A 21,590-nucleotide genomic window follows, 5' to 3' on the forward strand; every position below is an offset into this window, starting at 1 on the left:
GAAAGACGATGGCCAAGGACATGCGCCAAGGGGTTCCTCGCACCTTTCGTCTCGCCCCTCGCCCCTCGCACCGTTCCCCTCACACCTAGCCATTACTCCGCCCGGGCTCTATCATCGTGGTCCAGCGGATTCTGCTATCAGAACCTCCAACCCGCACTCCGCATCCTGCTTTTCAAAACATTAGTGAGCTTCCATGGCGCAATACGTCTACACCATGAATCGGGTGGGCAAGGTCGTTCCGCCCAAGAAACAGATTCTCAAGGACATCTCGCTGTCCTTTTTCCCCGGCGCCAAGATCGGCGTGCTCGGCCTCAACGGCGCGGGCAAGTCGACCCTGCTGCGCATCATGGCCGGCGTCGACACCGAGTTCGAGGGCGAGGCCCGCCCGATGCCGGGCATCAACGTCGGCTACCTGCCCCAGGAGCCGGAACTCGACGACGAGAAGAACGTCCGCGAGACCGTGGAAGAGGCACTGGGCGCCATCAAGGAGGCCCAGGAGAAGCTCGACGGCGTCTATGCCGCCTACGCCGAGCCGGACGCCGACTTCGACGCCCTGGCCGCCGAACAGGCCCGCCTCGAGAACATCATCGAGGCCGCCGACGCCCATAACCTGGAGCGCAAGCTCGAGGTGGCCGCCGAGGCCCTGCGCCTGCCGCCCTGGGAGGCCCAGGTAGGTCACCTCTCCGGTGGCGAGCGTCGCCGCGTGGCGCTGTGCCGCCTGCTGCTCTCCAGCCCCGACATGCTGCTGCTCGACGAGCCGACCAACCACTTGGACGCCGAGTCCGTGGCCTGGCTCGAGCGCTTCCTGCACGACTACAGCGGCACCGTGGTAGCGATCACCCACGACCGCTACTTCCTCGACAACGTGGCCGGCTGGATCCTCGAGCTCGACCGCGGCGAGGGCATCCCCTTCGAAGGCAACTACTCCCAGTGGCTCGAGGCCAAGGAGCAGCGCCTGGAGCGGGAAGCCAAGCAGGAAGCCTCGCGCCAGAAGGCCATCAAGCACGAGCTCGAGTGGGTGCGCTCCAACGCCAAGGGCCGTCAGGCCAAGAGCAAGGCACGCCTCAACCGCTTCGAGGAGATGCAGTCCGGCGACTTCCAGCAGCGCAACGAGACCAACGAGATCTACATTCCGCCCGGTCCGCGCCTGGGCGACAAGGTCATCGAGTTCCACGGCGTGTCCAAGGCCTTCGATGACAAGCTGCTGTACGAGAACCTGGACTTCGCGATTCCGCCCGGCGCCATCGTCGGCATCGTCGGCGGCAACGGCGCCGGCAAGTCGACCCTGTTCAAGCTGATCAACGGCACCGAGCAGCCGGACACCGGCGAGGTGGTCAAGGGCGATACCGTCGACATCGCCTACGTCGAGCAGCTGCGCGACGCCCTGGACAACAAGCAGACGGTCTGGGAAGCGGTGTCCGACGGCCAGGACATCCTCAACATCAACGGCTACGAGGTGTCCTCGCGGGCCTACGTCGGCCGCTTCAACTTCAAGGGCAACGACCAGCAGAAGCGCCTGTCGGACCTGTCCGGCGGTGAGCGCGGTCGCCTGCAGCTGGCCCAGACGCTGAAGCAGGGCGCCAACGTGCTGCTGCTCGATGAGCCGTCCAACGACCTGGACATCGAGACCCTGCGTGCCCTGGAAGAAGCCCTGCTGGCCTTCCCCGGCTGCGCCCTGGTGATCTCCCACGACCGCTGGTTCCTCGACCGCATCGCCACGCACATCCTCGCCTTCGAGGGCGAGTCGCACGTGGAGTTCTTCGAGGGCAACTACACCGAGTACGAGGCGGATCACAAGAAGCGCGTCGGCGACGAGACCCCGCATCGCATGAAGTACAAAAGGATTGATGCCTAAGCTGACAGCCTAGCGCTGGAAGCGGGACGACAACCCCACGGCCGACTGGTCGTGGGGTTTTTGCGTTGGCCCCGGCCGCTGGACAGCGGCGGCCTAAGCCGCCATAAGAAGATGTGGCGGAGCGCGGCGCCGCGAATGCCGTCATCCTGGCCGCGCGAGGACCGGCCATGTCACCGACGCTTCTGCTTCACCCCGTTCAGCTGTTCCGGCGCTTCGCCAGCAGCATCGCCTACCTGCCGACCCTGGCCGCCGCGAGCTACGGCCTGCTGGGCCTCATGATCCTGCTCAGCACCACCCTCGACGTCGGCTTTCCCGATGGCCTCGAAGCCTGGATTCCGCCGCTGCCCGACGGCGCCCGCGGGCTGATGACCGCGCTGCTCGGCGGCATGATCTCGCTGATGGTGTTCAGCTTCTCCATGGTCATGTCGATCCTCTCCCAGGCCGGCGGCAACTTCTCCCACAAGCTGGTGTTCGGGCTGATCAGCGAGCGTCGCCACCAGTGGGTACTGGGCCACTACCTCGGCACCATCCTGCTGCTGCTCCTGCTGCTGATGGCCCCGGACGACGCCCGGGGCTGGATGGCGCCCGCCGTCTATCTGGCCTGCATCCTGGTCGTACACTGCCTGGGGTTGTTCGTCTATTTCATCCACAACGCCTCGCAATCGGTCCAGATCGACGCCGTGATCCGTGATCTGCATGACACCACGCTCCGGGCCATGCATCGCCAGCAGGCGCGTCAGCGGGGAGAGCGCTGGCGATGCATGGACGCGCGACCGCTGCCGCGACCGCCCTGCCACGAGATCCGGATGCGCCAGGAAGGCTATGTCCAGAGTGCCGATCTCGCCGCCATGGCGAGGCTGGCGGCAGGCGTGAACGGCCGGCTGCACCTGAGCTTTCGCTTCGGCGACTATCTGATCGAGGGCGCCCCCGTGGCCATGCTGGAGGCCGAGGAGGCACCGGACGCGGCCTGGGAGGAGGCGCTGCAGGAGTGCCTGGTACGGCTGGACGGCGAGTCGGTGAGCGAACACTACGTGCACGGCATGACGCAGCTGATGGAGGTGGCGATCAAGGCCCTGTCGCCGGGCATCAACGACCCGGGCACGGCGCGGCTGTGCCTGCATCGCCTGACCGACCTGCTGCGCCATCATCTGGCCTGGCAGCCGACCAACGCCCTGCTCGACGAGCAGCAACGGCTGCGGGTGACCTGGCCGCTGGAAGGCCTCGACAGCCTGCTGCATCGACTGTTCGTGCCGCTGCTGCACTACGGCGGCGACGATCAGAGCGTGCTGCTGGGGCTGCTCAAGGCGCTGAAGGTGCTGTCACTCGAGGCCGACGGCACGCGGCTCAGCGCCCTGCAGGCCATGGCCGAGCGCGTCGTGGCACGGCTCGAGCGCATCTCCGACCATCCCATGGACCGGGCCTTCGTCGGCGACCGGCTGACCCGGGGACGACACCGGCTGGCGCTGCCCCGCGAGCTGCCGCCGAAGGGTGGCGCGGGTCAGTAGAGCTTCGGCTCGCCCCTGGGACGGGTCTTGAAGCGGCGGTGCAGCCACAGGTACTGCTCGGGATGACGGCGGATGGCGGCCTCGATGACGGCGTTGACCTGGGTGGCGTCGGCCACTTCGTCGCCGCTGGGGAAGCCTTCCAGCGCCGGCAGGTACTCCAGGGTATAGGTGTGGTCGTCGGGATTGCGGTGGAAGACCAGCGGCATGACCGGCGCCCCGGTCATGCGAGCGATCTTGGCGGTCAGCTTGACGGTCGCCGCCTCGACGCCGAAGAAGGGCGCGAAGACGCTGGCGTCGCGGCCGAAGTCCTGATCCGGCGAATACCAGACGTTGTGGCCGGCCTTGAGCCGGCGCACCACGCCGCGCAGGTCGTGGCGGTCGATGGCGCGGCCGAAGATCCGCGAGCGGGCGCGGGTCATGAAGCGCTCGAACAGCGGATTGTCGTGGGGACGATAGACCGCGTCGGCGGAGAAGAACAGCGAATGCAGGGCCCCGCCCAGATCCAGGGTCGAGAAGTGGATGCCGATGATCAGCACGCCCTTGCCCTGGGCCTGGGCGCGCGCCATGTGCTCCTGCCCCTTGAAGGTCACGCGGTGGCGCAGGTGCTCGGGATCGCGACACCAGCCGGTGGCCGTCTCCAGGATGCCGATGCCATTGGCGATGAAGGCCTCGCGCACCAGACGAGCACGCTGGTCCTCGTCCAGCTCCGGGAAGCACAGTCGGATGTTGGTCTCGGTGATGTGCCGCCGCCGACCGGCAAAGCGCCAGGCGGCCTGGCCGATGGCCCGGCCGATCCACAGCTTGAGTCGCCAGGGTAGCCAGGCGGCGACACGCATGGCACCGATGGACAGCCAGGTCGGCCAGTAACGGGGATGGGCGAAGGAGGTCGGTGTGACGGTCTCGTCCTTGGACATGGGGCGCTCTTACTCGGGTTCAGCCCCCATGATAGCGCCTCGGCACCCGGGGCAGCACCCCGGTGAGCAGCGTATAGCTGATGGTGTCGCAGTGGCGGGCCACTTCGTCCACCGACAGCACCTCGCCGTTCGACGCCCGCCCCCACAGCACCACCTCGCTGCCGATATCGGCCTCGGGCAGCTCGGTCAGGTCGACGATCAGCATGTCCATGGACACCTTGCCGGCGATGGCGGCGCGGCGGCCGTCGACCAGCACCGGCGTGCCGTCCACGGCGTGGCGGTCGTAGCCGTCGCCATAGCCGCAGGCCACGACGCCGACGCGCGAGGGCCGCGGCGCCGTCCAGCGGCCGCCGTAGCCCACCGGCTCGCCCGCCTCGAGCTCGCGCACGGCGATGATCTCCGAATGCAGGGTCATCACCGGGCGAAGCCGCCGGCTGGCGGCGTTGGCCGCCTCGAGGGGGTCGCTGCCGTAGAGCATCACGCCGGGGCGATTCCAGGCGCCGTGGGCCTCGGCGCGGGCCAGGGTCGCCGGGGAATTGGCCAGGCAGGTGGGCGCGCCGAGCCGCTCGGCAAGCTCGGCCAGCAGCGCCGACTGGCGGCGAAAGTAGGCGGTATCGACGGCATCGGCGGTGGCGAAGTGGCTCATCAGGTGCAGGTCGGTGACGCACTCGGGGGCTTCGCTGAGGCGTCGCCAGGCCGCCTCGGCCCGCTCGGGAGGGAAGCCCAGCCGGTGCATGCCGGAATCCACCTTCAGCCACACCGGGGTGGGCCGCGCCGGGCGACGCGCCAGCAGGGCGTCCAGCTGCCAGTCGCTGTGCACCGCCACCCACAGGCCCAGGGCCTCGACGCGCTCGAGCTCGCTGGTCTCGAAGATGCCCTCCAGCAGCACCACGGGCGCCGTGATACCGCCCTCTCGCAGAGCCTCGGCCTCCTCGATGCAGGCCACGGCGAAGGCCGGTGCCAGCCCCTCCAGGGCCCGCGCGCAGGCGATCAGGCCATGACCGTAGGCATCGGCCTTGAGCACCGCCACGGCCTGGCTGTGAGGTGCCAGCTCGCGGGCCAGGCGGTAGTTGTGACGCAGGGCGTCCAGGTCGATATCGGCGCGTAGCGGTCTTGCCATGCGAGGCGTCTCCGGGAAGGGCAAAACCTCCATTATTTTGCAAACCGGCGCCGTTTTCACGGCCACAAACACCGAATTAATGCAAAAATCCAGCAAAAATCAATGCTTATCAACACAATGGCAGTTGATATGACTATCGACATGTCATAACGAAGAAAGCCAGGACGCGGGTCCTGGCTTTCGGCTCGAGGGGTGGCTCACTCGAAGATGGCGTCGAGGTCGAGCCCCTGCTTGTCGAGCATGCGGCGCAGCTTCTTCAACGCTTCGACCTGGATCTGGCGCACCCGCTCACGGGTCAGGCCGATCTCCTCGCCGACCTGCTCGAGGGTCGAGGCCTCGTGACCGCGCAACCCGAAGCGGCGCACCACCACCTCGCACTGCTTGTCGGTGAGCTCGGCCAGCCAGTCGTCGACGTGCTGCTTGACGTCGCCGTCCACCAGATTCGATTCCGGCCCCAGCTCGTTGTCGTCGGTCAGCGTCTCGATCAGCGGCTTGTCGCTCTCCGCCCCCACGGGATAGTCCACCGACGAGACACGCTCGTTGAGCCCCATCATCTTCTTGACGGTCTCCACCGGCTTGTCGAGGTGTTCGGCGATCTCCTCGGCGGTGGCCTCGTGGTCGAGCTTCTGGGTCAGCTCGCGGGCCGCCCGCAGGTAGATGTTGAGCTCCTTGACCACGTGGATCGGCAGGCGGATCGTGCGGGTCTGGTTCATCAGCGCCCGCTCGATGGTCTGGCGAATCCACCAGGTGGCGTAGGTGGAGAAGCGGAAGCCGCGTTCGGGGTCGAACTTCTCCACGGCGCGGATCAGCCCCAGGTTACCCTCCTCGATCAGGTCGAGCAGGGTCAGGCCGCGATTCAGGTAGCGCCGTGCGATCTTGACCACCAGGCGCAGGTTGGACTCGATCATCCGCGAGCGGCCGGCGGGGTCGCCCTTGCGGGCGAGGCGGCCGTAGAAGACCTCCTCCTCCGGCGTCAGCAGCGGCGAGAAGCCGATCTCGTTGAGGTAGATCTGGGTAGCATCGAGGCTGTGGTGATAGTGGCGGTCTTCGCGGCTCAGCGCCTTCTCAAAGGCCGCGTCCGCATCATCGGGCGCGGCGGTCTCGAGTTCGACCTCCTGCTCACCGGCCTCCTCTGCCGACTCCATGTCCACCTCGTTCAGGTCCCGTTCAAGCATGCTCATCGATTGTTACCCCATGGTTGTATCGAGCACCGTGTCATGCTCGAAACGATCGATGTCAGAGGTTGTCATTGTATTGTGTTGCTTTGCTGACACGAGCGGCTTGGCGACCCTTTTCATTCAACGCTTGGGCAGAAACTCCAGCGGATCCTGAGGCTGGCCGTCCTTGCGCACCTCGAAGTGCAGCCTGACATCCTCGGCGTCGCTGTCGCCCATGGTGGCGATCACCTCGCCGGTCTCGACAACGTCGTTTTCCTTGACCCTCAGGCTGTCGTTGTGGGCATAGGCGCTCAGGAACTCATCGTTGTGCTTGAGCAGGATCAGGTTGCCGTACCCGCGTACGCCACTGCCCGCGTAGACCACGATGCCTGGCCCGGCCGCCTTGACAGGTTGCCCCTTTTGCCCATCGATATCAATGCCGGCGGTGATGCTGTCTCCCTCGCCGAAGGTCCCGACCACCTCGCCGTCGACGGGCCACTGCCAGGGCACCTCATCCACCGGCGTGTAGCTGCGCGACTCGCGGGATTCGGCCTCCGGATCGCCGGCCACCCGGGTGCCGGCATCGGCCTGCGACTCGGCCTCGGACTCGCTCTCGGCGGTCTGGGTCGCCCCGGCGTCGGAAGCGGCCTGGGCCTCGCCTTCCGCCGTCGCCTGCTCACGCTCCTCGCGGCTGCGGCGCTCGGCCTGGTCGCTCTCGCTCAGGGTACCGTCGGCGCCCGGGCTCTCGGGATCGTAAACCGGCCCCGGACCGTCACTGCCCGCCTCGTCTCCGGCGGCGGCCTCCCCGGCCTGCGCCTGGTCGCCGCTGCGCTCGGTGCTGCCGTCAGGCAACAGCCAGTCCAGCGACCCGTCGTCCTGGCTCTCGCCGCCGAGGCCGGTCGCCACGGCGCCGCCGGCCGCCGCGGCGCTGACCGCCCCGCCGGATGCACTGGCGCTGCTGCTACCGGCGCTGGCGCTGCCGCCCAGCGTCAGCTGCTGGCCCGGCTGGATGTTGTAGGGCGGCTCGATGCGGTTGAGACGCGCCAGATCGCGGTAGTCCATGTCGTGGCGCCAGGCGATACCGTAGAGGGTATCGCCGGCCTCGACGGTATAGCTGGCCGGGCGCTCGGCCGACCGGCTGGACGACAGGTCCTGGACCTGCACCGGCGGCGGGGCTTCCTGGGAGGCGGCGCAGCCCGCCAGGGTCAGGGCCAGCCCTGAAATGAGCAAAACCTTATGCATCGGAACCTTCCTCCTTGTTCTCGTGTCGCCCGCCCGGGGCAACGGTCTGATCGCCATTCTGGGTCCTGCCGATGCTCCACACCAGGGCGGCGCCGGCCAGCATCAGCGCCGCCACTCCCAGCAGTTGAGCGGGATCGCCGGTCACTTCGGTGAACGCCGACGGCGTCAGGTAACGGTAGTCGAGGGGAATCATCTGGCCGTCCGGTCCGAGCTGGTAGCTCACCAGCTCGCGCCAGGGCCACAGCACCGGCAGCGAGCCGAGGATGAACCCCACCAGCAGCTGCAGGGTGGCGGTGTGAAAGCGCAGCAGCAACCAGCACAGCAGCCGCGAGAAGGCGAACAGCCCGATCAGGCAGCCGCCGCCGAACAGCAGGATCGCCCCCAGGTCGACATCGCGGATCGCATCCATCACCTTGCCATACAGACCCATGGTCAGCAGCAGGAAACTGCCCGAGACCCCGGGCAGCAGCATGGCGCTGATGGCGATGGCACCGCCGACCACCAGCATGAGCTCGGGGCTGCCGAGCCGCCCGATCAGCGGCATCAGCGCCGGCAGCAGCTGGGCCAGCAGCAGCCCGATGGCCAGCGGCAGCAGGTGCCAGAATCGCCAGTCGGCGGGATGCCGGCCGACCACCAGCGCGGAGGCCGCCACCAGGCCGAAGAAGAAGCCGTTGAGCAGCAGCGGGTGATCCTCCATCAGCCACACCACCAGGTGGGCGACGCTGATCAGGCTGGCGGCGATGCCGGCCAGCAGCGGCACCAGGAAGCCGAGGTTGAGATGGGCGATCAGCCCGGCCATGCCGCCCTGGCGCCAGGCGCCGAAGGCGCTTGGGCCGAAGCGACGCACGGTCAGCAGCAGCTCCTCGTAGATGCCGGTGATAAAGGCGATGGTGCCGCCGGAGACACCGGGCACCGCATCGGCGGCGCCCATGCCGGCGCCCCTGAACAAGAGACCTAGTTGACGCTTCAAGAACCTGTTACTCCCTGAGAAAACACTGATATATGGCGACTCACCGTGAACGCTCACGACATAGATCAGCGCTTTCGCGGCCCCGACGCCTTCCCTGGCGCCTGCCGACCCGATCCGGGCCTAGCGGATCACTCCTTCCAGCAGCGGCACGAAGCGCACCGGCTCCAGGCGCTCCTTCTCGAAGCGCTCCCCCTGACGGCGTACCCGCACCAGCCACTGCCGGCCGTCACGCTCGGCCAGCGGTGCGATCATCACCCCACCGTCGCCCAGCTGGGCCAGCAGCGGCTCGGGCAGCGAGCCGGCGCAGGCAGTCAGCAGGATGACCTCGAAAGGCGCGGCCTCGGGCCAGCCGTGGCCGCCGTCGGCCAGCCGCAGGTGGGCGTTGTGCACGCTCAGCAGCCGCAGCCGCTCGCCGGCGCGACGATGCAGGGCATTGATCCGCTCCACCGACCAGAGTTCCGTCACCAGCCGCGCCAGTATCAGGGTCTGATAGCCGGAGCCGGTACCGACCTCCAGCACCCTCGTCGGCGCCTCCTCGCGCACCAGCTCGGTCATACGCGCCACGATCCACGGCTGCGACAGCGTCTGGCCGTGGCCGATGGGCAGCGAGGTGTCCTCGTAGGCGCGGTGAGACAGCGCCTCGTCGAGGAACAGGTGGCGCGGTTCCTCGGCCATGGTCTCCAGCACCCGCCGGTCGGCGATGCCCTGGCGGGCCAGACGCTCGACCATGCGGTCGCGGGTGCGCTGCGAGGTCATGCCGACGCCCTTCAACAGCTCCGGACGCAGCCGGCGGCGAGAGTCAGGTGAGTGCATCCAGCCATTCCTGCACGTCGTCGCGCGCCGCATGCCGGGTCAGATCGAGCTGCAGCGGCGTGATGGACACGAAGCCGGCCTCCACGGCGGCGAAATCGGTATCCGGACCGTCGTCGGCGCTCTCGCCCGCGGCGGCGATCCAGTAGCGCTTGCGCCCGCGCGGGTCGAGCACCTCCAGCGGCTCGGCCGCCGGGCCCCGGTAGCCCTGGCGCGTCACCTTGAGGCCGCGGATCTCCTCCCAGGGCAGGTCCGGCACGTTGACGTTGAGCAGGCTGCGCGGCGGCAGCGAGAGCCGGTCGGCGGCCCCGACCAGGCTCGCCGCCACCCGGCCGGCGGTCTCGAAGTAGCGGTGGCCGACCAGCGACATGGCGATCGCCGACATGCCCAGGTTGCGGCCCTCCATGGCGGCGGCCACGGTGCCCGAATAGAGCACGTCGTCGCCCAGGTTGCCGCCGTGGTTGATGCCCGAGATCACCAGGTCCGGGCGTTCCTCCCAGACCCCGTTGACGCCCAGGTAGACGCAGTCCGCCGGGGTGCCGTCGACGCTGTAGAAGCCGTTGTCCAGGGTCGACAGCGCCAGGGGGCGAGTCAGGGTCAGGGAATTGCTGGCACCGCTCTTGTCGCGGTCGGGGGCCACCACGCGCAGCCGCGCGTGGGGGGCCAGGGCGTCATGCAGGGCACGCAGGCCCGGGGCATGCACCCCGTCATCATTGGACAGCAGCAGTCGACGCATCCGCGGCTCCTTGCTCGGGCCCCTGACGGGGCGGGTGGAAACTCAGGGTCGGGTGGGCGATCAGCTCGCGCAGCACGGCGGTGGCGAAGGCCCCCCGGGGCAGCGTGAAGGAGAACCAGGCCTCACCCTCGCCGGGCGCCAGTCGCGGGGCGGCCAGGCGCAGGCGCAGCGGCCGGCGGGCGGTCTTCACCCCGGCGCGCACGAGGCCGTCGCACAGCGCGGGATGCGCCTCGGCCAGCGCCTGCTCGCGGGCCAGGGCCTCGCCCTGGGCCACCGAACGGCCCTGCCCCCAGAGCACGCCGCTGGGGTGCAGGTCGAGCCGCTCGGCGCGCGCGATCAGCGAGTCGTCGACGGTCTCGGCCACGAACTGGCTCGACGAGCCGTCGAGAATCACCGCCTCGCCGGGCAGCGGCGTCGCCCAGTCGCCCGCCTCGATGCGCGCGGCCAGCAGCTCGTTGAACAGGTAGCTGCGCGCCGCGGAGAGCAGCATGCCCTCGCGGTCGTCGCGCTTGCGCCAGCCCCGGGCCAGCACGCCGGCCGCGCGGTGGATATTGCGCCCGTCGGCGCCGAAGCGCTGCGGGCCGAAGTAGTTGGCCGCGCCGTGGTGGCACAGCCAGGCCCAGCGCTCGGCGAGGTGCGGGTCGGTCAGCGCCTCGCCGGTGACGCGCAGCCGGAAGCGGTTGGCGGCGTGTACCCCGCGCTTGAGCTTGCGCGGATGCCGGGTCACCTCGAGCAGCGTCAGTGGCAGGTCGGCCAGCCGCGCCTCGAGATCGTCCGGCGCCTCGCGGCCGGGCAGGTGCACCGAGAACCACTGGCGGGTCACCGCATGGCGATCCTTCATGCCGGCGTAGCCGACATCGCGCTGGGTGACCTCGCAGGCCCTGGCCAGGCGGCGAGCGACCATGGCGGTGGTCAGGTCGCGCTTCTCGAGCCACAGCCACAGGTGCTCGCCCTGCCCTTCCGGCTCGAAGCCGAGCTGCTCCTCGACCTGGAAGTCCTCCGGCGTGGCGCGGTAGCCGCCGGGGCGCGGCGCGCCGAAGTGCGCGTCCAGTACCCGCGGCCAGCTAGGCGGCCAGACGATCGCCGCCGCCTGCTGTGGGGACGTCGCCTCGTGCGTTCCCTCAGACATCGGCGCTCTCTCCCGTCAGCAGCACCACCGCCTCGGCGGCGATGCCCTCGCCGCGGCCGGTGAAGCCTAACCGCTCGGTGGTGGTCGCCTTGACGTTGACGGCGCCGCGCGCCACCGCCAGGTCGGCGGCGATGGCCTCGGCCATGGCCTCGACGTGGGGCGAGAGCTTGGGCGCCTGGGCCATCACCGTGGCGTCCAGGTTGCCGACCCGGTAGCCCGCCGCGCGCACCTGCGCCACCACCCGGCGCAGCAGTTCGCGGCTGTCGGCGCCGGCCCAGGCCGGATCGGTGTCGGGGAAGTGGCGGCCGATGTCGCCCAGCGCGCAGGCGCCGAGCAGGGCATCGCAGATCGCATGCAGCAGCACGTCGCCGTCGGAGTGGGCGACGAAGCCGCGGTCGAAGGGAATGGCGACGCCGCCGATCCGCAGGTGGTCGCCCTCGCCGAAGCGGTGGACGTCGAAGCCGTGGCCGATTCGCATCATGCGCAGTCGTTCCTGTCGGCGGAGGGAGCAGGCGCTTTCTGGGCGGCGAGGATGGCCTCGGCCAGCGCCAGATCCTCCGGATGGGTGATCTTGAGATTGTCGCGGCGCCCGCTGACCAGGCGCGGCGAGAGGCCCAGCGCCTCCACCGCGGAGGCCTCGTCGGTGACGGCGACGCCGCGTTCGGCGGCCTCGGCAAGCGCTCGGCGCAGCAGCCCGTAGCCGAAGCCCTGGGGCGTCAGGGCGTGCCACAGGCCGTCACGGGGCTCGGTGCCGCCGACCCGGCCGGTGCCGTCGTCGCGCTTCATGGTGTCGGCCACCGGCGCGGCCAGCAGCCCGCCCACCGCGTCGTCGGCCACCGCCGACGCCAGCCGACGCAGGTCCTCGGCCCGCACGCAGGGCCGGGCCACGTCATGGACCAGCACCGTATCGTCCGCGCCGGCCTCGCCGGCGATAGCGGCCAGGGCGTTGGTCACCGAGTCGACGCGCTCGGCGCCGCCGGGCACCCGCCGCCAGTCGGCGAAGGGCACTGCGGCCGGGTCGAAGCGTTCGTCATCAGGGTCCAGGCACAGGCAAAGCCGCGCCTCGGGGAAGGCCTCGTGGAGCCGCGCCAGGGTACGGGCCAGCACGGTGAGGCCGGCCAGGGGCAGATACTGCTTGGGCAGGGCGGCGCCCATGCGCCGGCCGCGGCCCGCGGCGGGCACCACCAGCCAGAGGCGCTCGCTCACGGCGCCTCCCCGGCCGGCTCGGCGTCGGGCACCCAGAAGAACTGCTCGTCGCGGCGCACCATGCCGATATCGCTGCGCGCGCGCTCCTCGATGGCATCGAGGCCGTTCTTGAGATCGACCACCTCGGCGGCGAGGCGCTCGTTGCGCGCCCGCAGCGGCGCATTCTCGGCCTCCAGGCGGTCCACTCGCTGGCGCACCTCGGCCAGCTCGCGCAGTCCGCCTTCGCCGAGCCACAGGCGATACTGCAACAGCGCCTGCAGGGCGATGAGCACGATGGCCAGCCACTTGAGCATGTAGAGGGTCCGTCACCAGGGAATTCGAGGGCGTAGTATGCCATCTTCCCCGGGCCGCCTCATCCATCAAAGCCCCGGCATCTGACGGGCGTCAGCCGCCGTCGTCGAGGCGGAACGGCAGCGCCCGCTCGGCGGCCGCGACGTAAGCCGCCACGTGCTCGGCCTCCTCGGCGCAGAAGCGCGCCACCCCGGCACGCAGCCGCGGATCGGCGACATGATGCAGCGAGGTCAGACGCCGCGGCGCGAAGCCCCGGGCCAGCTTGTGTTCGCCCTGGGTGCCGGGGTCGAAGCGAATCAGCCCCCGGGCCAGGCAATGCTCGAGGCCCTGGTAGTAGCAGGCCTCGAAGTGCAGGCCGTCGGCCTCGATCTCGCTGCCCCAGTAGCGGCCATAGAGCGTGCGGTTTCCCTGCAGGCACAGGGCCGCAGCCACCGGCCGCCCCTCGAGACGCGCCTGGATCAGCACCAGCGCCTCGGGCAGGTCGCGGCGCAGCCGCATGAAGAAGTCGCGGTTGAGATAGCCCTGCTGGCCGCGTTCCAGGTAGGTGATCTGGTAGCAGCGGTAGAAGTGCGCCAGATCGGCCTCGCCGATTGCCTCGCCCTCAAGCCGATGCAGGGTCAGCCCCTGCTCGGCGACCCGGCGACGCTCGCGGCGAATGGCCTTGCGCCGCTTGGAGGTCAGGGCGGCGAGGAAACCCTCGAAGTCGCCATAGCCCCGGTCCTGCCACTGGAACTGCACCCCGGCACGGGCGATCAGCTCGGGCCGTGCCTCGCGCCAGGCGGCGACCTCGCCCTCCTCGGCGAACAGCAGGTGCCAGCTCAACAGCGTCGATGCTTCCCAGCGCTCGGCCAGGCGTCGACGCGCCTCGAGCGGGTCGACGTCGTCGGCCAGCGCCAGCCGCGGCCCCGGTGCCGGGGTGAACGGAATCGCGCTGAGCCCCTTGGGATAGTAGCGCCCGCCGGCCCGCTCCCAGGCGTCCGCCCAGGCCCAGTCGAAGACGTACTCCCCATAGGAATGATGCTTGTGGTAGTGCGGCAGCAGCCCGACCAGCGCCTCGTCGCGCCACAGCGTCAGATGCCGCGGCGACCAGCCGCTCGCCTCGCTCGCCGCACCGCTGGCCTCCAGGGCGTGCAGGAACTCGTGGCGCAGGAAGGGGTGATCGTCGCCCACCAGGGCGTTCCAGTCACCGGCCGGCACTTCCGCCACGGCGGCTTGTTCGACGACACGCAATCGACTCATGAACTCTCCGGGCCGGCTGACGATGGCCGGCGCAGCACCTACCCTAGATGACATCCTGACAGCACGCCGGACGCCCTGTCTTTTCCCTCACGACGAGGGCGCCTTCACACGCTCGTCATGGTAAATTAATTACAACTATAGCCGTATACCCCGGTCCGCCCCCGGCTTTTGGGCGATACTTTTGTTAAACTTACGAAATCACACCCCTTTCGTTGCCGAGGTGCTCCATGGCTCAAGCTTCCACGCCACTCAACGCCACCGTCCAGCAGGTCACCCAGCGCATCCGTGAGCGCAGCGCCGAGCGCCGCGCCCTCTACGAGCAGCGCATGGCCGATCAGCACCGGCGCGGCGTCCACCGCGGCGAGCTGTCCTGCGGCAACCTGGCCCACGGCTTTGCCGCCTGCGGCAGCCAGGACAAGAATTCGCTGAAGCTGATGAACGCGGCGAACCTGGGCATCATCTCGGCCTACAATGACATGCTCTCGGCCCATCAGCCGTTCGAGACCTTCCCCGAGACCATCAAGGCCGCGGCCCGCGACATGGGCTCCACCGCCCAGTTCGCCGGCGGCGTGCCGGCCATGTGCGACGGCGTCACCCAAGGCCAGCCGGGCATGGAGCTGTCGCTGTTCTCCCGCGACGTGATCGCCATGGCCACCGCCGTGGGGCTGTCGCACAACATGTTCGACGCCGCGCTCTATCTGGGCGTGTGCGACAAGATCGTGCCGGGGCTGTTCATCGCCGCGGCGCGCTTCGGCCACCTGCCGGCCATGTTCGTGCCCGCCGGCCCCATGCCGAGCGGCCTTCCCAACAAGGAAAAGGCCCGCGTGCGCCAGCTGTTCGCCGAGGGCAAGGCCAGCCGCGAGGACCTGCTGCAGGCGGAGTCCGAGTCCTACCACAGCCCGGGCACCTGCACCTTCTACGGCACCGCCAACTCCAACCAGCTGATGATGGAGATGATGGGCCTGCACCTGCCGGGCACCTCCTTCGTCAACCCGGGCACCGAGATGCGCGAGGCGCTGACCCGCTTCGCCACCGAGCAGGCGATCCGCAACACCGAGCCCGGCGGCAGCTACCGCCCCTTCTATCAGCAGATCGACGAGCGCGCCATCGTCAACGCCGTGGTCGGCCTGCTGGCCTCCGGCGGCTCCACCAACCACACCATGCACCTGGTGGCCATGGCCGCCGCGGCCGGCATCACCCTGACCTGGGACGACTTCACCGACCTCTCCGCGGTGACGCCGAGCCTGATGAAGGTCTACCCCAACGGCCAGGCGGACATCAACCACTTCCAGGCCGCCGGCGGCATGAGCTACCTGTTCCGCGAGCTGATCAATGCCGGCCTGATCCACAGCGACATCCCCACCGCCTTCGGCACCGACATGACCGCCTACACCCAGGAGCCGTTCCTGGAAGACGGCAAGCTGGTGTGGCGCGAGGGCCCCGAGGCCAGCCTCGACACCGAGGTCCTGCGCGGCGTGGCCGAGCCCTTCGCGCCCACCGGCGGCCTCACCGTGCTCGACGGCAACCTGGGCCGCGGCGTGATCAAGGTCTCCGCGGTGCAGGAAGAGCATCGCCTGATCGAGGCCCCGGCGCGCATCTTCGAGGATCAGAACGAACTCAAGGCGGCCTTCGACGCCGGCGAGCTGGACCGCGACGTGGTCGCCGTGGTGCGTTTCCAGGGCCCCAAGGCCAACGGCATGCCGGAACTGCACAAGCTGACCCCCTTCCTCGGCGTGCTCCAGGACCGCGGCCACAAGGTGGCGCTGGTCACCGACGGGCGCATGTCCGGCGCCTCCGGCAAGGTCCCGGCCGCCATCCACATCAGCCCCGAGGCGCTGGACGGCGGCCCGCTGTCCAGGCTGCGCGATGGTGATATCGTGCGCCTCGACGCCAACGCCGGCACCCTCGAGGCCAAGGTCGACGCCGCGACCTGGGCCGACCGCGAGCAGCGCGTGGCCGAGCTGGACCACTACCACGTCGGCCTGGGCCGCGAGCTGTTCGGCGGCTTCCGCCACCTGGCCATGCGCGGCGAGGAAGGCGCCGGGGTGTTTGGCGGCTTCGAGGCCGACGACCTGGCCCGCCAGGCCGGCCAGATCCACGACGAGGACGCCTGAGGAGCTGCCAGAGCAGCGATATCGCCGTTGCGCATAGCGAGAAGCGCCGGGGACTGGTCGTAGAGGGGGTCCTACGCCATGGATGGCGTCGGTAGCGCCCAGGGAGGGGTTCACAGCGCCCCCTCGTAGACCTGTCGCCGGAGCAGCTGCGAGCGATTCACCATCTGCAACAGCCCTGACGGCCAGAAGGGACAAATTAAAGATGACCCGACCCGCACTGATCGGTGTGGCTATCGAGAGCGTGGCACCCGCCCCGACCGGCATGACTGATTGAGAGACGAATCGACGATGACCCGACCCGCACTGATCGGTGTGACTATCGAGAGCGGAGGCACCCGCCCCGACCGGCATGACTGATTGTAGAGACGAATCGACGATGACCCGACCCGCACTGATCGGCGATATCGGGGGCACCAACGCCCGCTTCGCCCTGGTGACCCCGGGGGGCTTCGAGCCCCACGACATCCTGAGCCTGCCCTGCGCCGACTACCCCGGCCTGGTCGAGGCCATACGCGACTACCTGGAACGGGTCGGCGCCACGGGCGACGACGCCCCGCGCGAGGCCTGCCTGGCCTTCGCTTGCCCGACCCACGGCGAGCGGATCAAGATGACCAACAATCCCTGGTCATTCACCCGCGCCGAGGTGAAGGACGCCTTGGGGCTCGAGCTGTTCAAGCCGATCAACGACTTCACCGCCCAGGCCCTGGGCGTGCCCCACGTGGCCGAGGACGAGCTGGTCGAGGTGCAGCCCGGCGAGGCAGTGCCCCACGCCGCCCGGCTGGTGATCGGCCCCGGCACCGGGCTCGGCGTGGCCGGCGTCTTCCCCGGTCGTCACGCCTGGATTCCGCTGCCCACCGAGGGCGGCCACGTGACCTTCGCGCCCACCGACGAGCGCGAGCAGAACCTGCTGCGCCACTTCCGCAACCGCTACGGCCGCATCTCCGTGGAACGGCTGCTGTGCGGCCAGGGACTGCTCGACCTCTATCTGGCCCACTGCTCGCTGAAGGGCGCCAACCCGGCCTGCGACTCACCCGCCGAGGTCACCGAGGCGGCCGCGAGCGGAGACGCCGTGGCGCGTGATACCCTGCTGCGCTTTCTGAAGATCCTCGGCGACGTCAGCGGCGACGCCGCGCTCACCCTCGGTGCCCGGGGCGGGGTCTACCTGTGCGGCGGCATCCTGCCGCGGCTGCTCGACTGGCTGCCGCAGAGCCGCTTCCGCGAGGCCTTCGCCGACAAGGGCCGCATGAACGGCTACAACGCCGACATTCCGGTCCAGGTGGTCACCGCGCCCTGGACGGGACTGCTGGGCGCCGCCGAGGCCCTGCACAATGAAGAGGTCGAATAGCTCGACGCAGAGGCGTCGATCGGCCCGTATGGAGGAGATCGCATGATTCCCGCATCCCTGCGCGCCCTGCTGGACGCCACCGACGGACAGCGCCGCGCCGAATGGGCCGGCCGCGAGGTGTGGCTGGCCAATGAGGCCTGGGGTGAGCTCGTGGTGTCGCTTCAGGGCGCCCAGGTGCTTCACTTTTTACCCGCGCCCGAAGACGCGACCGCTGAAGGCTCGACTTCTAATGCGCCCGACGACGCGCAAGCCGCAGGCGCTTCCGCATCGCCGGACGCTACGAGCGGCGAAGACGAGGAAGCCCTGGTGGCCGGCGGCTGGCTGTGGGTCACGCCCACGCCCCAGGCGCTGCCCGGGGCCATCCGCGGCGGCATTCCGCTGTGCTGGCCGTGGTTTGCCGACGAGAACACCGCCGACGAGTCCGAGGACCGTTCCGGCCCGATGCACGGCCCGGCGCGCAAGGCCGACTGGCGCCTCGACGCCGTGGACGAGCACGAGGAAGGCGTCGAGCTGCACCTCTCGCCGCTGGAGCGACTGCACTCCCAGCTGGTGCCGCGGGCGGTGATCCAGGCCAACGCCAATCGCCTGCACGTGGAGCTGATCACCGAGCACCGCGGCGAGACCCCGGTCAAGATCACCGGCGCCCTGCACAGCTATCTGGCGGTGGCCGACGTGCAGGCCTGCCGCGTCGAGGGGCTGGCCGGCGCCCGCTACCTGGACAAGCTCGCCGACTTCGCCGAGCGCGAGCAGCAGGGCGAGCTGGGCGTGCGCGGCGGCCTCGACCGCATCTACCACACCAACGCCGAGCTGACGCTGGACGACGGCCACCGCCGCCTGCGCATCGCCCGCCAGGGCAGCGACTCCGCGGTGATCTGGCATCCCGGCGACGAACGCCCGGCCGATACCTCCGCCGCCGCGGCCGGCCACTTCCTGTGCGTCGAGTCGGCCAACACCCGGCTCGACCCGGTGTGGCTGGTGCCCGGCGCCCAGCACCTGCTGGGCACCACCCTCTCGCTCGAGACCGACGCATGAGCCACGCCGCGACCTTCGAGGCACCCTTCGCCCTGGGCATGATGAACCTGCACCAGGCGCCGGAGCTGCACGCCGCCGAACAACTGGCCGACTGGATCGAGGCGCGCCTCGATCAGGGCCTGACCTGGTTCGACCATGCCGACATCTACGGCGACCGCGCCGGCGAGCGCCTGTTCGGCGACGCGCTGCGCGCCCGCCCCGGGCTCACCCGCCAAGTGCGGGTGGTGACCAAGACCGATATCGTCACGCCCGAGCGCGACGGCTCGACGTTCGCCGTCAAGCACTACGACAGCTCGCCGGCCTACGTGACCCGGGCCATCGACGCCTCCCTCGAGCGGCTGGGCGTGGAGCGGCTGGACCACTTCCTGCTGCATCGCCCCGACCCGCTGATGGACGCCGAGGCCACCGGTCGCGCCCTGGACGACGCCATCGCGGCCGGCAAGATCGGCGCCGCCGGCGTCTCCAACTTCCTGCCGGAGGCCTGGCGCCGGCTGCAGGCCGGCATGCACGGTCGCCTGTCGGCCCACCAGCTGCAGCTGTCGCTCGACCATAGCGCGCCGCTGTTCAACGGCCTCTACGATGCCGTGATCGGCGACGGCCAGGCCCCCATGGCCTGGTCGCCGCTGGGCGGCGGCCGAGCGCTGGACGGCCCGGCGGCCGCGCTGCTGCGTTCCCAGGCCGAGGCCCACGGCGTCAGCCCCGCCGGACTGGCCCTGGCCTGGCTGCGCGCCCTGCCCGGGCGGCCACTGCCGGTGATCGGCAGCCTCAAGCCCGAGCGCATCGAGACGCTGTACCGGGACGCCTCGCTCGAGCTGTCGCGTCCGGCCTGGTTCGCCCTGCTCGAGGCCGTCCGCGGTCACGAGGTGGCCTGAGCCCGCCCCCTTCATCACAAGGATCCTTACCATGCTGCCCGTTATCGCCTTCGGTGAAGCCCTCGTCGACATGCTCTCCAGCCGCCTGGGCGACGCCGACGACCGCACGCCTGAGACCTTCACGCCCTACGCCGGCGGCGCTCCGGCCAACGTCGCCGTGGCCTGCGCCCGGCTCGGCGTGCCCAGCCGCTTCCTCGGCATGCTCGGCGACGACCACTTCGGCGACTTCCTCGCCGCCGAGCTCTCCGCCCAGGGCGTCGACGTCTCCGGCGTGACGCGCACCCGCGAGGCGCGCACCGCGCTGGCCTTCGTCTCCCGCGACGCCGAGGGCGAACGCACCTTCGACTTCTACCGGCCGCCCGCCGCCGACCTGCTCTATCGCCTGGAGCACCTGCCGGCCGGCGTGTTCGCCGAACCGGCGATCCTGCACCTGTGCAGCAACAGCCTGACCGACCCGGAGATCGCCGAGACCACCCTGGCGATGGCCGAGATGGCGGCCCGGGCCGGCTGCCTGGTCAGCGTCGACGCCAACCTGCGCCACAACCTCTGGGCCGAGGGCCACGCCGACAGCGCCCTGGTCACCCGGCTGCTCGACAGCGCCGACCTGCTCAAGCTGTCCCGCGAGGAGGTCGACGACCTGCGCGGCGATCATCCCGAGGACGACTGGCTGGCCGAGCGCCTGGCGGCCGGGGTCAAGCTCGCGGTGATCACCGACGGCGGCGGCCCGGTGCGCGCCCTGAGCGCGGAGCAGACGCTCGCGGTCACCCCGCCGAAGGTCAATCCCGTCGACACGACGGCGGGAGGAGACGCCTTTATCGGCGGGCTGCTGGCCGCACTGTCCGAGCAGGGCTTCGCCGAGGGCTGGCACCAGGACAACGAACGCCTGGAAAGCGCGCTGGCCTTCGCCTGCCGCTGCGGCGCTCACGCCGTCACCCGCCCGGGCAGCTATGTTGCCCTGCCGACCCGGGACGACCTCGCCTCGGCCTGATCGCGTCGCCGCCTCCTCAGGAGGCGGCGCTCTCCCCCGCTTCTCCCGCGCGCCAGCGCATCCGCCGCGGCACCGCCCGCCGGCCCGGGGCCCCCTCGCCTCGGGCGGCCGCCAGCGCGCTCTCAAGCGTCGCCTCGGCCATGCGGTCGTGGTCCTGCTCGGCGGAGTTGACCGCCACCGGCAGGAACTCCAGCAGCCGGCTGTCGCCGAAGGTCGCCAGGCGCAGCGAGTCCGGCAGCCCGCCGGCCTCGAGCAGGGTGTCGAGCACGCCGTCGAACAGCGAATAGGATGCCGTGACCAGCGCCTCCGGCAGGCCGTGCTCGTCGAGCACCCGGCGCATCAGCCGGGCGCCCTCGGCGCGGTCGTAGCGCTCGCCGGAGAGGATGAGGGCCGCCGCCTCGCGGCCCGCCAAGGCCCGCTGGAAGCCGCCACGCCGCTCCCGGGTGATCGACAGCCAAGGCACCGCATCCAGCCACACCGCCCGCGACGTCTCGGGCGACAGCACCGAGGCGGCGAGCCGCTCGGCGGCCTCGGCGTCGTTGCTGACCACGCTGGCGAAGCGCTCGGCGTCGAAGCCGCGGTCGACGGCCACCACCGGCAGCCCCTCGGCCTGCAGCTCGGCGTAGAAGGGATCGTCCATGGGCAGGCTACTGGCGGTGATCAGCACCTCGCAGCGCCGCGCGCGCAGCGCCAGCGCCAGGTCGCGCTCGACCTCCGGCCGGTCGTCGGAGCCGGCGATGAGCAGCTGGTAGCCCGCCTCCCGGGCGCCGCGCTCCAGCCGCTTGGCCAGCCGCGCGTAGGTCACGTTCTCCAGGTCCGGCACGATCAGCCCCAGGGTTCGGCTGGAGCCGCGGCGCAGCGCGGCCGCCTGGGGATCGACCCGATAGCGATGGTGTTCGACCACCGCCATCACCCGGTCGACGGTGTCCTGGCTGATGCGCCGTTTCTCGGCCTGGCCGTTGATGACATAGCTGGCCGTGGTGCGTGACACGCCGGCCAGACGAGCGATTTCCGCGAGCGTCATGGATTCCCCCTAGACTGGACGAGGCATTCTACGCGGGAGTG

General features: G+C 70.1%; 20 protein-coding genes. 7 read left to right on the forward strand and 13 right to left on the reverse strand.

Annotated elements, in window-relative coordinates:
- The first annotated feature begins 193 nt into the window (after positions 1 to 193).
- Together ettA and C9J49_RS05685 are read left to right on the forward strand one after the other, a co-directional pair.
- Positions 194 to 1,855 carry an energy-dependent translational throttle protein EttA gene (ettA, locus tag C9J49_RS05680; RefSeq protein ID WP_046079238.1) on the forward strand — a complete coding sequence of 554 codons (1,662 nt, stop codon included), beginning with the start codon at positions 194 to 196 and terminating at the stop codon, positions 1,853 to 1,855.
- Positions 1,856 to 2,022: 167 nt separating this feature from the next.
- Positions 2,023 to 3,360: a DUF2254 domain-containing protein gene (locus tag C9J49_RS05685; protein ID WP_046079239.1), complete on the forward strand. Its 1,338-nt coding sequence runs from the start codon at positions 2,023 to 2,025 to the stop codon at positions 3,358 to 3,360.
- On the opposite strand, the gene lpxL is transcribed toward C9J49_RS05685, so the two are convergent.
- The 12 genes from lpxL to C9J49_RS05745 form a co-directional block, all read right to left on the reverse strand.
- Positions 3,354 to 4,274 carry an LpxL/LpxP family Kdo(2)-lipid IV(A) lauroyl/palmitoleoyl acyltransferase gene (gene lpxL / locus C9J49_RS05690; protein WP_107182244.1) on the reverse strand — a complete coding sequence of 307 codons (921 nt, stop codon included), beginning with the start codon at positions 4,272 to 4,274 and terminating at the stop codon, positions 3,354 to 3,356. The two genes, C9J49_RS05685 and lpxL, sit on opposite strands and share 7 nt — an antisense overlap.
- A gap of 19 nt (positions 4,275 to 4,293) precedes the next feature.
- Positions 4,294 to 5,394 (reverse strand): alanine racemase, encoded by a 1,101-nt coding sequence (alr, locus tag C9J49_RS05695; RefSeq protein WP_107182243.1) that lies wholly within the window; start codon positions 5,392 to 5,394, stop codon positions 4,294 to 4,296.
- A 197-nt stretch (positions 5,395 to 5,591) separates the two neighbouring features.
- Entirely contained in the window at positions 5,592 to 6,575 is a 984-nt protein-coding gene (gene rpoS / locus C9J49_RS05700) for an RNA polymerase sigma factor RpoS (RefSeq protein WP_035598977.1), read from the reverse strand.
- Between the two features lie 117 nt (positions 6,576 to 6,692).
- Complete coding sequence (locus C9J49_RS05705) at positions 6,693 to 7,793, reverse strand: peptidoglycan DD-metalloendopeptidase family protein (RefSeq protein WP_107182242.1); 1,101 nt, start codon at positions 7,791 to 7,793, stop codon at positions 6,693 to 6,695.
- Complete coding sequence (locus C9J49_RS05710; RefSeq protein WP_046079243.1) at positions 7,786 to 8,763, reverse strand: DUF368 domain-containing protein; 978 nt, start codon at positions 8,761 to 8,763, stop codon at positions 7,786 to 7,788. Before C9J49_RS05710 ends, C9J49_RS05705 begins: the two co-directional genes overlap by 8 nt.
- A gap of 120 nt (positions 8,764 to 8,883) precedes the next feature.
- The gene (locus C9J49_RS05715) at positions 8,884 to 9,576 is read right to left on the reverse strand and encodes a protein-L-isoaspartate(D-aspartate) O-methyltransferase (protein ID WP_107182240.1); all 693 of its coding nucleotides are present in this window, start codon (positions 9,574 to 9,576) and stop codon (positions 8,884 to 8,886) included.
- Positions 9,563 to 10,309 (reverse strand): 5'/3'-nucleotidase SurE, encoded by a 747-nt coding sequence (gene surE / locus C9J49_RS05720; RefSeq protein WP_046079245.1) that lies wholly within the window; start codon positions 10,307 to 10,309, stop codon positions 9,563 to 9,565. The genes C9J49_RS05715 and surE overlap by 14 nt, the downstream gene beginning before the upstream one ends.
- Complete coding sequence (gene truD / locus C9J49_RS05725) at positions 10,284 to 11,438, reverse strand: tRNA pseudouridine(13) synthase TruD (RefSeq protein WP_046079246.1); 1,155 nt, start codon at positions 11,436 to 11,438, stop codon at positions 10,284 to 10,286. The genes surE and truD overlap by 26 nt, the downstream gene beginning before the upstream one ends.
- Positions 11,431 to 11,916 carry a 2-C-methyl-D-erythritol 2,4-cyclodiphosphate synthase gene (ispF, locus tag C9J49_RS05730; RefSeq protein WP_046080395.1) on the reverse strand — a complete coding sequence of 162 codons (486 nt, stop codon included), beginning with the start codon at positions 11,914 to 11,916 and terminating at the stop codon, positions 11,431 to 11,433. Before ispF ends, truD begins: the two co-directional genes overlap by 8 nt.
- On the reverse strand, positions 11,916 to 12,644 hold the full coding sequence (gene ispD / locus C9J49_RS05735) for a 2-C-methyl-D-erythritol 4-phosphate cytidylyltransferase (RefSeq protein WP_082090899.1): 729 nt from the start codon (positions 12,642 to 12,644) through the stop codon (positions 11,916 to 11,918). Before ispD ends, ispF begins: the two co-directional genes overlap by 1 nt.
- Entirely contained in the window at positions 12,641 to 12,937 is a 297-nt protein-coding gene (ftsB, locus tag C9J49_RS05740; RefSeq protein ID WP_035598959.1) for a cell division protein FtsB, read from the reverse strand. Before ftsB ends, ispD begins: the two co-directional genes overlap by 4 nt.
- Before the next feature lie 91 nt (positions 12,938 to 13,028).
- Positions 13,029 to 14,174 (reverse strand): GNAT family N-acetyltransferase, encoded by a 1,146-nt coding sequence (locus C9J49_RS05745; protein ID WP_107182239.1) that lies wholly within the window; start codon positions 14,172 to 14,174, stop codon positions 13,029 to 13,031.
- A gap of 227 nt (positions 14,175 to 14,401) precedes the next feature.
- Here C9J49_RS05745 and edd point away from each other — a divergent pair, with 227 nt between their 5' ends.
- The 5 genes from edd to C9J49_RS05770 all read left to right on the forward strand — a co-directional run bounded on the left by edd (position 14,402) and on the right by C9J49_RS05770 (position 20,525).
- Entirely contained in the window at positions 14,402 to 16,288 is a 1,887-nt protein-coding gene (edd, locus tag C9J49_RS05750) for a phosphogluconate dehydratase (RefSeq protein WP_107182238.1), read from the forward strand.
- Positions 16,289 to 16,664: 376 nt separating this feature from the next.
- Positions 16,665 to 17,633 (forward strand): glucokinase, encoded by a 969-nt coding sequence (glk, locus tag C9J49_RS05755; RefSeq protein WP_107182237.1) that lies wholly within the window; start codon positions 16,665 to 16,667, stop codon positions 17,631 to 17,633.
- Positions 17,634 to 17,675: 42 nt separating this feature from the next.
- On the forward strand, positions 17,676 to 18,665 hold the full coding sequence (locus C9J49_RS05760; RefSeq protein ID WP_107182236.1) for a D-hexose-6-phosphate mutarotase: 990 nt from the start codon (positions 17,676 to 17,678) through the stop codon (positions 18,663 to 18,665).
- Positions 18,662 to 19,537 carry an aldo/keto reductase gene (locus tag C9J49_RS05765; RefSeq protein ID WP_046079251.1) on the forward strand — a complete coding sequence of 292 codons (876 nt, stop codon included), beginning with the start codon at positions 18,662 to 18,664 and terminating at the stop codon, positions 19,535 to 19,537. Before C9J49_RS05760 ends, C9J49_RS05765 begins: the two co-directional genes overlap by 4 nt.
- Positions 19,538 to 19,568: 31 nt before the next feature.
- The gene (locus C9J49_RS05770) at positions 19,569 to 20,525 is read left to right on the forward strand and encodes a carbohydrate kinase (protein WP_107182235.1); all 957 of its coding nucleotides are present in this window, start codon (positions 19,569 to 19,571) and stop codon (positions 20,523 to 20,525) included.
- 16 nt (positions 20,526 to 20,541) lie between these two features.
- Here C9J49_RS05770 and cra read toward each other — a convergent pair whose 3' ends face one another.
- Positions 20,542 to 21,549: a catabolite repressor/activator gene (cra, locus tag C9J49_RS05775; protein WP_046079253.1), complete on the reverse strand. Its 1,008-nt coding sequence runs from the start codon at positions 21,547 to 21,549 to the stop codon at positions 20,542 to 20,544.
- Between the last annotated feature and the right edge of the window lie 41 nt (positions 21,550 to 21,590).

The organism is Halomonas sp. SL1 (genome assembly GCF_003030865.2).
Taxonomy (GTDB): Bacteria; Pseudomonadota; Gammaproteobacteria; order Pseudomonadales; family Halomonadaceae; genus Halomonas; species Halomonas halophila.

What these genes read in the sequence shown, in the direction of transcription:
- ettA (WP_046079238.1), top strand. Translation starts at nt 194, where the DNA reads ATGGCGCAATACGTCTACACCATGAATCGGGTGGGCAAGGTCGTTCCG.
- C9J49_RS05685 (WP_046079239.1), top strand. Translation starts at nt 2,023, where the DNA reads ATGTCACCGACGCTTCTGCTTCACCCCGTTCAGCTGTTCCGGCGCTTC.
- lpxL (WP_107182244.1), bottom strand. Translation starts at nt 4,274, where the DNA reads ATGTCCAAGGACGAGACCGTCACACCGACCTCCTTCGCCCATCCCCGT.
- alr (WP_107182243.1), bottom strand. Translation starts at nt 5,394, where the DNA reads ATGGCAAGACCGCTACGCGCCGATATCGACCTGGACGCCCTGCGTCAC.
- rpoS (WP_035598977.1), bottom strand. Translation starts at nt 6,575, where the DNA reads ATGAGCATGCTTGAACGGGACCTGAACGAGGTGGACATGGAGTCGGCA.
- C9J49_RS05705 (WP_107182242.1), bottom strand. Translation starts at nt 7,793, where the DNA reads ATGCATAAGGTTTTGCTCATTTCAGGGCTGGCCCTGACCCTGGCGGGC.
- C9J49_RS05715 (WP_107182240.1), bottom strand. Translation starts at nt 9,576, where the DNA reads ATGCACTCACCTGACTCTCGCCGCCGGCTGCGTCCGGAGCTGTTGAAG.
- surE (WP_046079245.1), bottom strand. Translation starts at nt 10,309, where the DNA reads ATGCGTCGACTGCTGCTGTCCAATGATGACGGGGTGCATGCCCCGGGC.
- truD (WP_046079246.1), bottom strand. Translation starts at nt 11,438, where the DNA reads ATGTCTGAGGGAACGCACGAGGCGACGTCCCCACAGCAGGCGGCGGCG.
- ispF (WP_046080395.1), bottom strand. Translation starts at nt 11,916, where the DNA reads ATGCGAATCGGCCACGGCTTCGACGTCCACCGCTTCGGCGAGGGCGAC.
- ftsB (WP_035598959.1), bottom strand. Translation starts at nt 12,937, where the DNA reads ATGCTCAAGTGGCTGGCCATCGTGCTCATCGCCCTGCAGGCGCTGTTG.
- C9J49_RS05745 (WP_107182239.1), bottom strand. Translation starts at nt 14,174, where the DNA reads ATGAGTCGATTGCGTGTCGTCGAACAAGCCGCCGTGGCGGAAGTGCCG.
- edd (WP_107182238.1), top strand. Translation starts at nt 14,402, where the DNA reads ATGGCTCAAGCTTCCACGCCACTCAACGCCACCGTCCAGCAGGTCACC.
- glk (WP_107182237.1), top strand. Translation starts at nt 16,665, where the DNA reads ATGACCCGACCCGCACTGATCGGCGATATCGGGGGCACCAACGCCCGC.
- C9J49_RS05760 (WP_107182236.1), top strand. Translation starts at nt 17,676, where the DNA reads ATGATTCCCGCATCCCTGCGCGCCCTGCTGGACGCCACCGACGGACAG.
- C9J49_RS05765 (WP_046079251.1), top strand. Translation starts at nt 18,662, where the DNA reads ATGAGCCACGCCGCGACCTTCGAGGCACCCTTCGCCCTGGGCATGATG.
- C9J49_RS05770 (WP_107182235.1), top strand. Translation starts at nt 19,569, where the DNA reads ATGCTGCCCGTTATCGCCTTCGGTGAAGCCCTCGTCGACATGCTCTCC.
- cra (WP_046079253.1), bottom strand. Translation starts at nt 21,549, where the DNA reads ATGACGCTCGCGGAAATCGCTCGTCTGGCCGGCGTGTCACGCACCACG.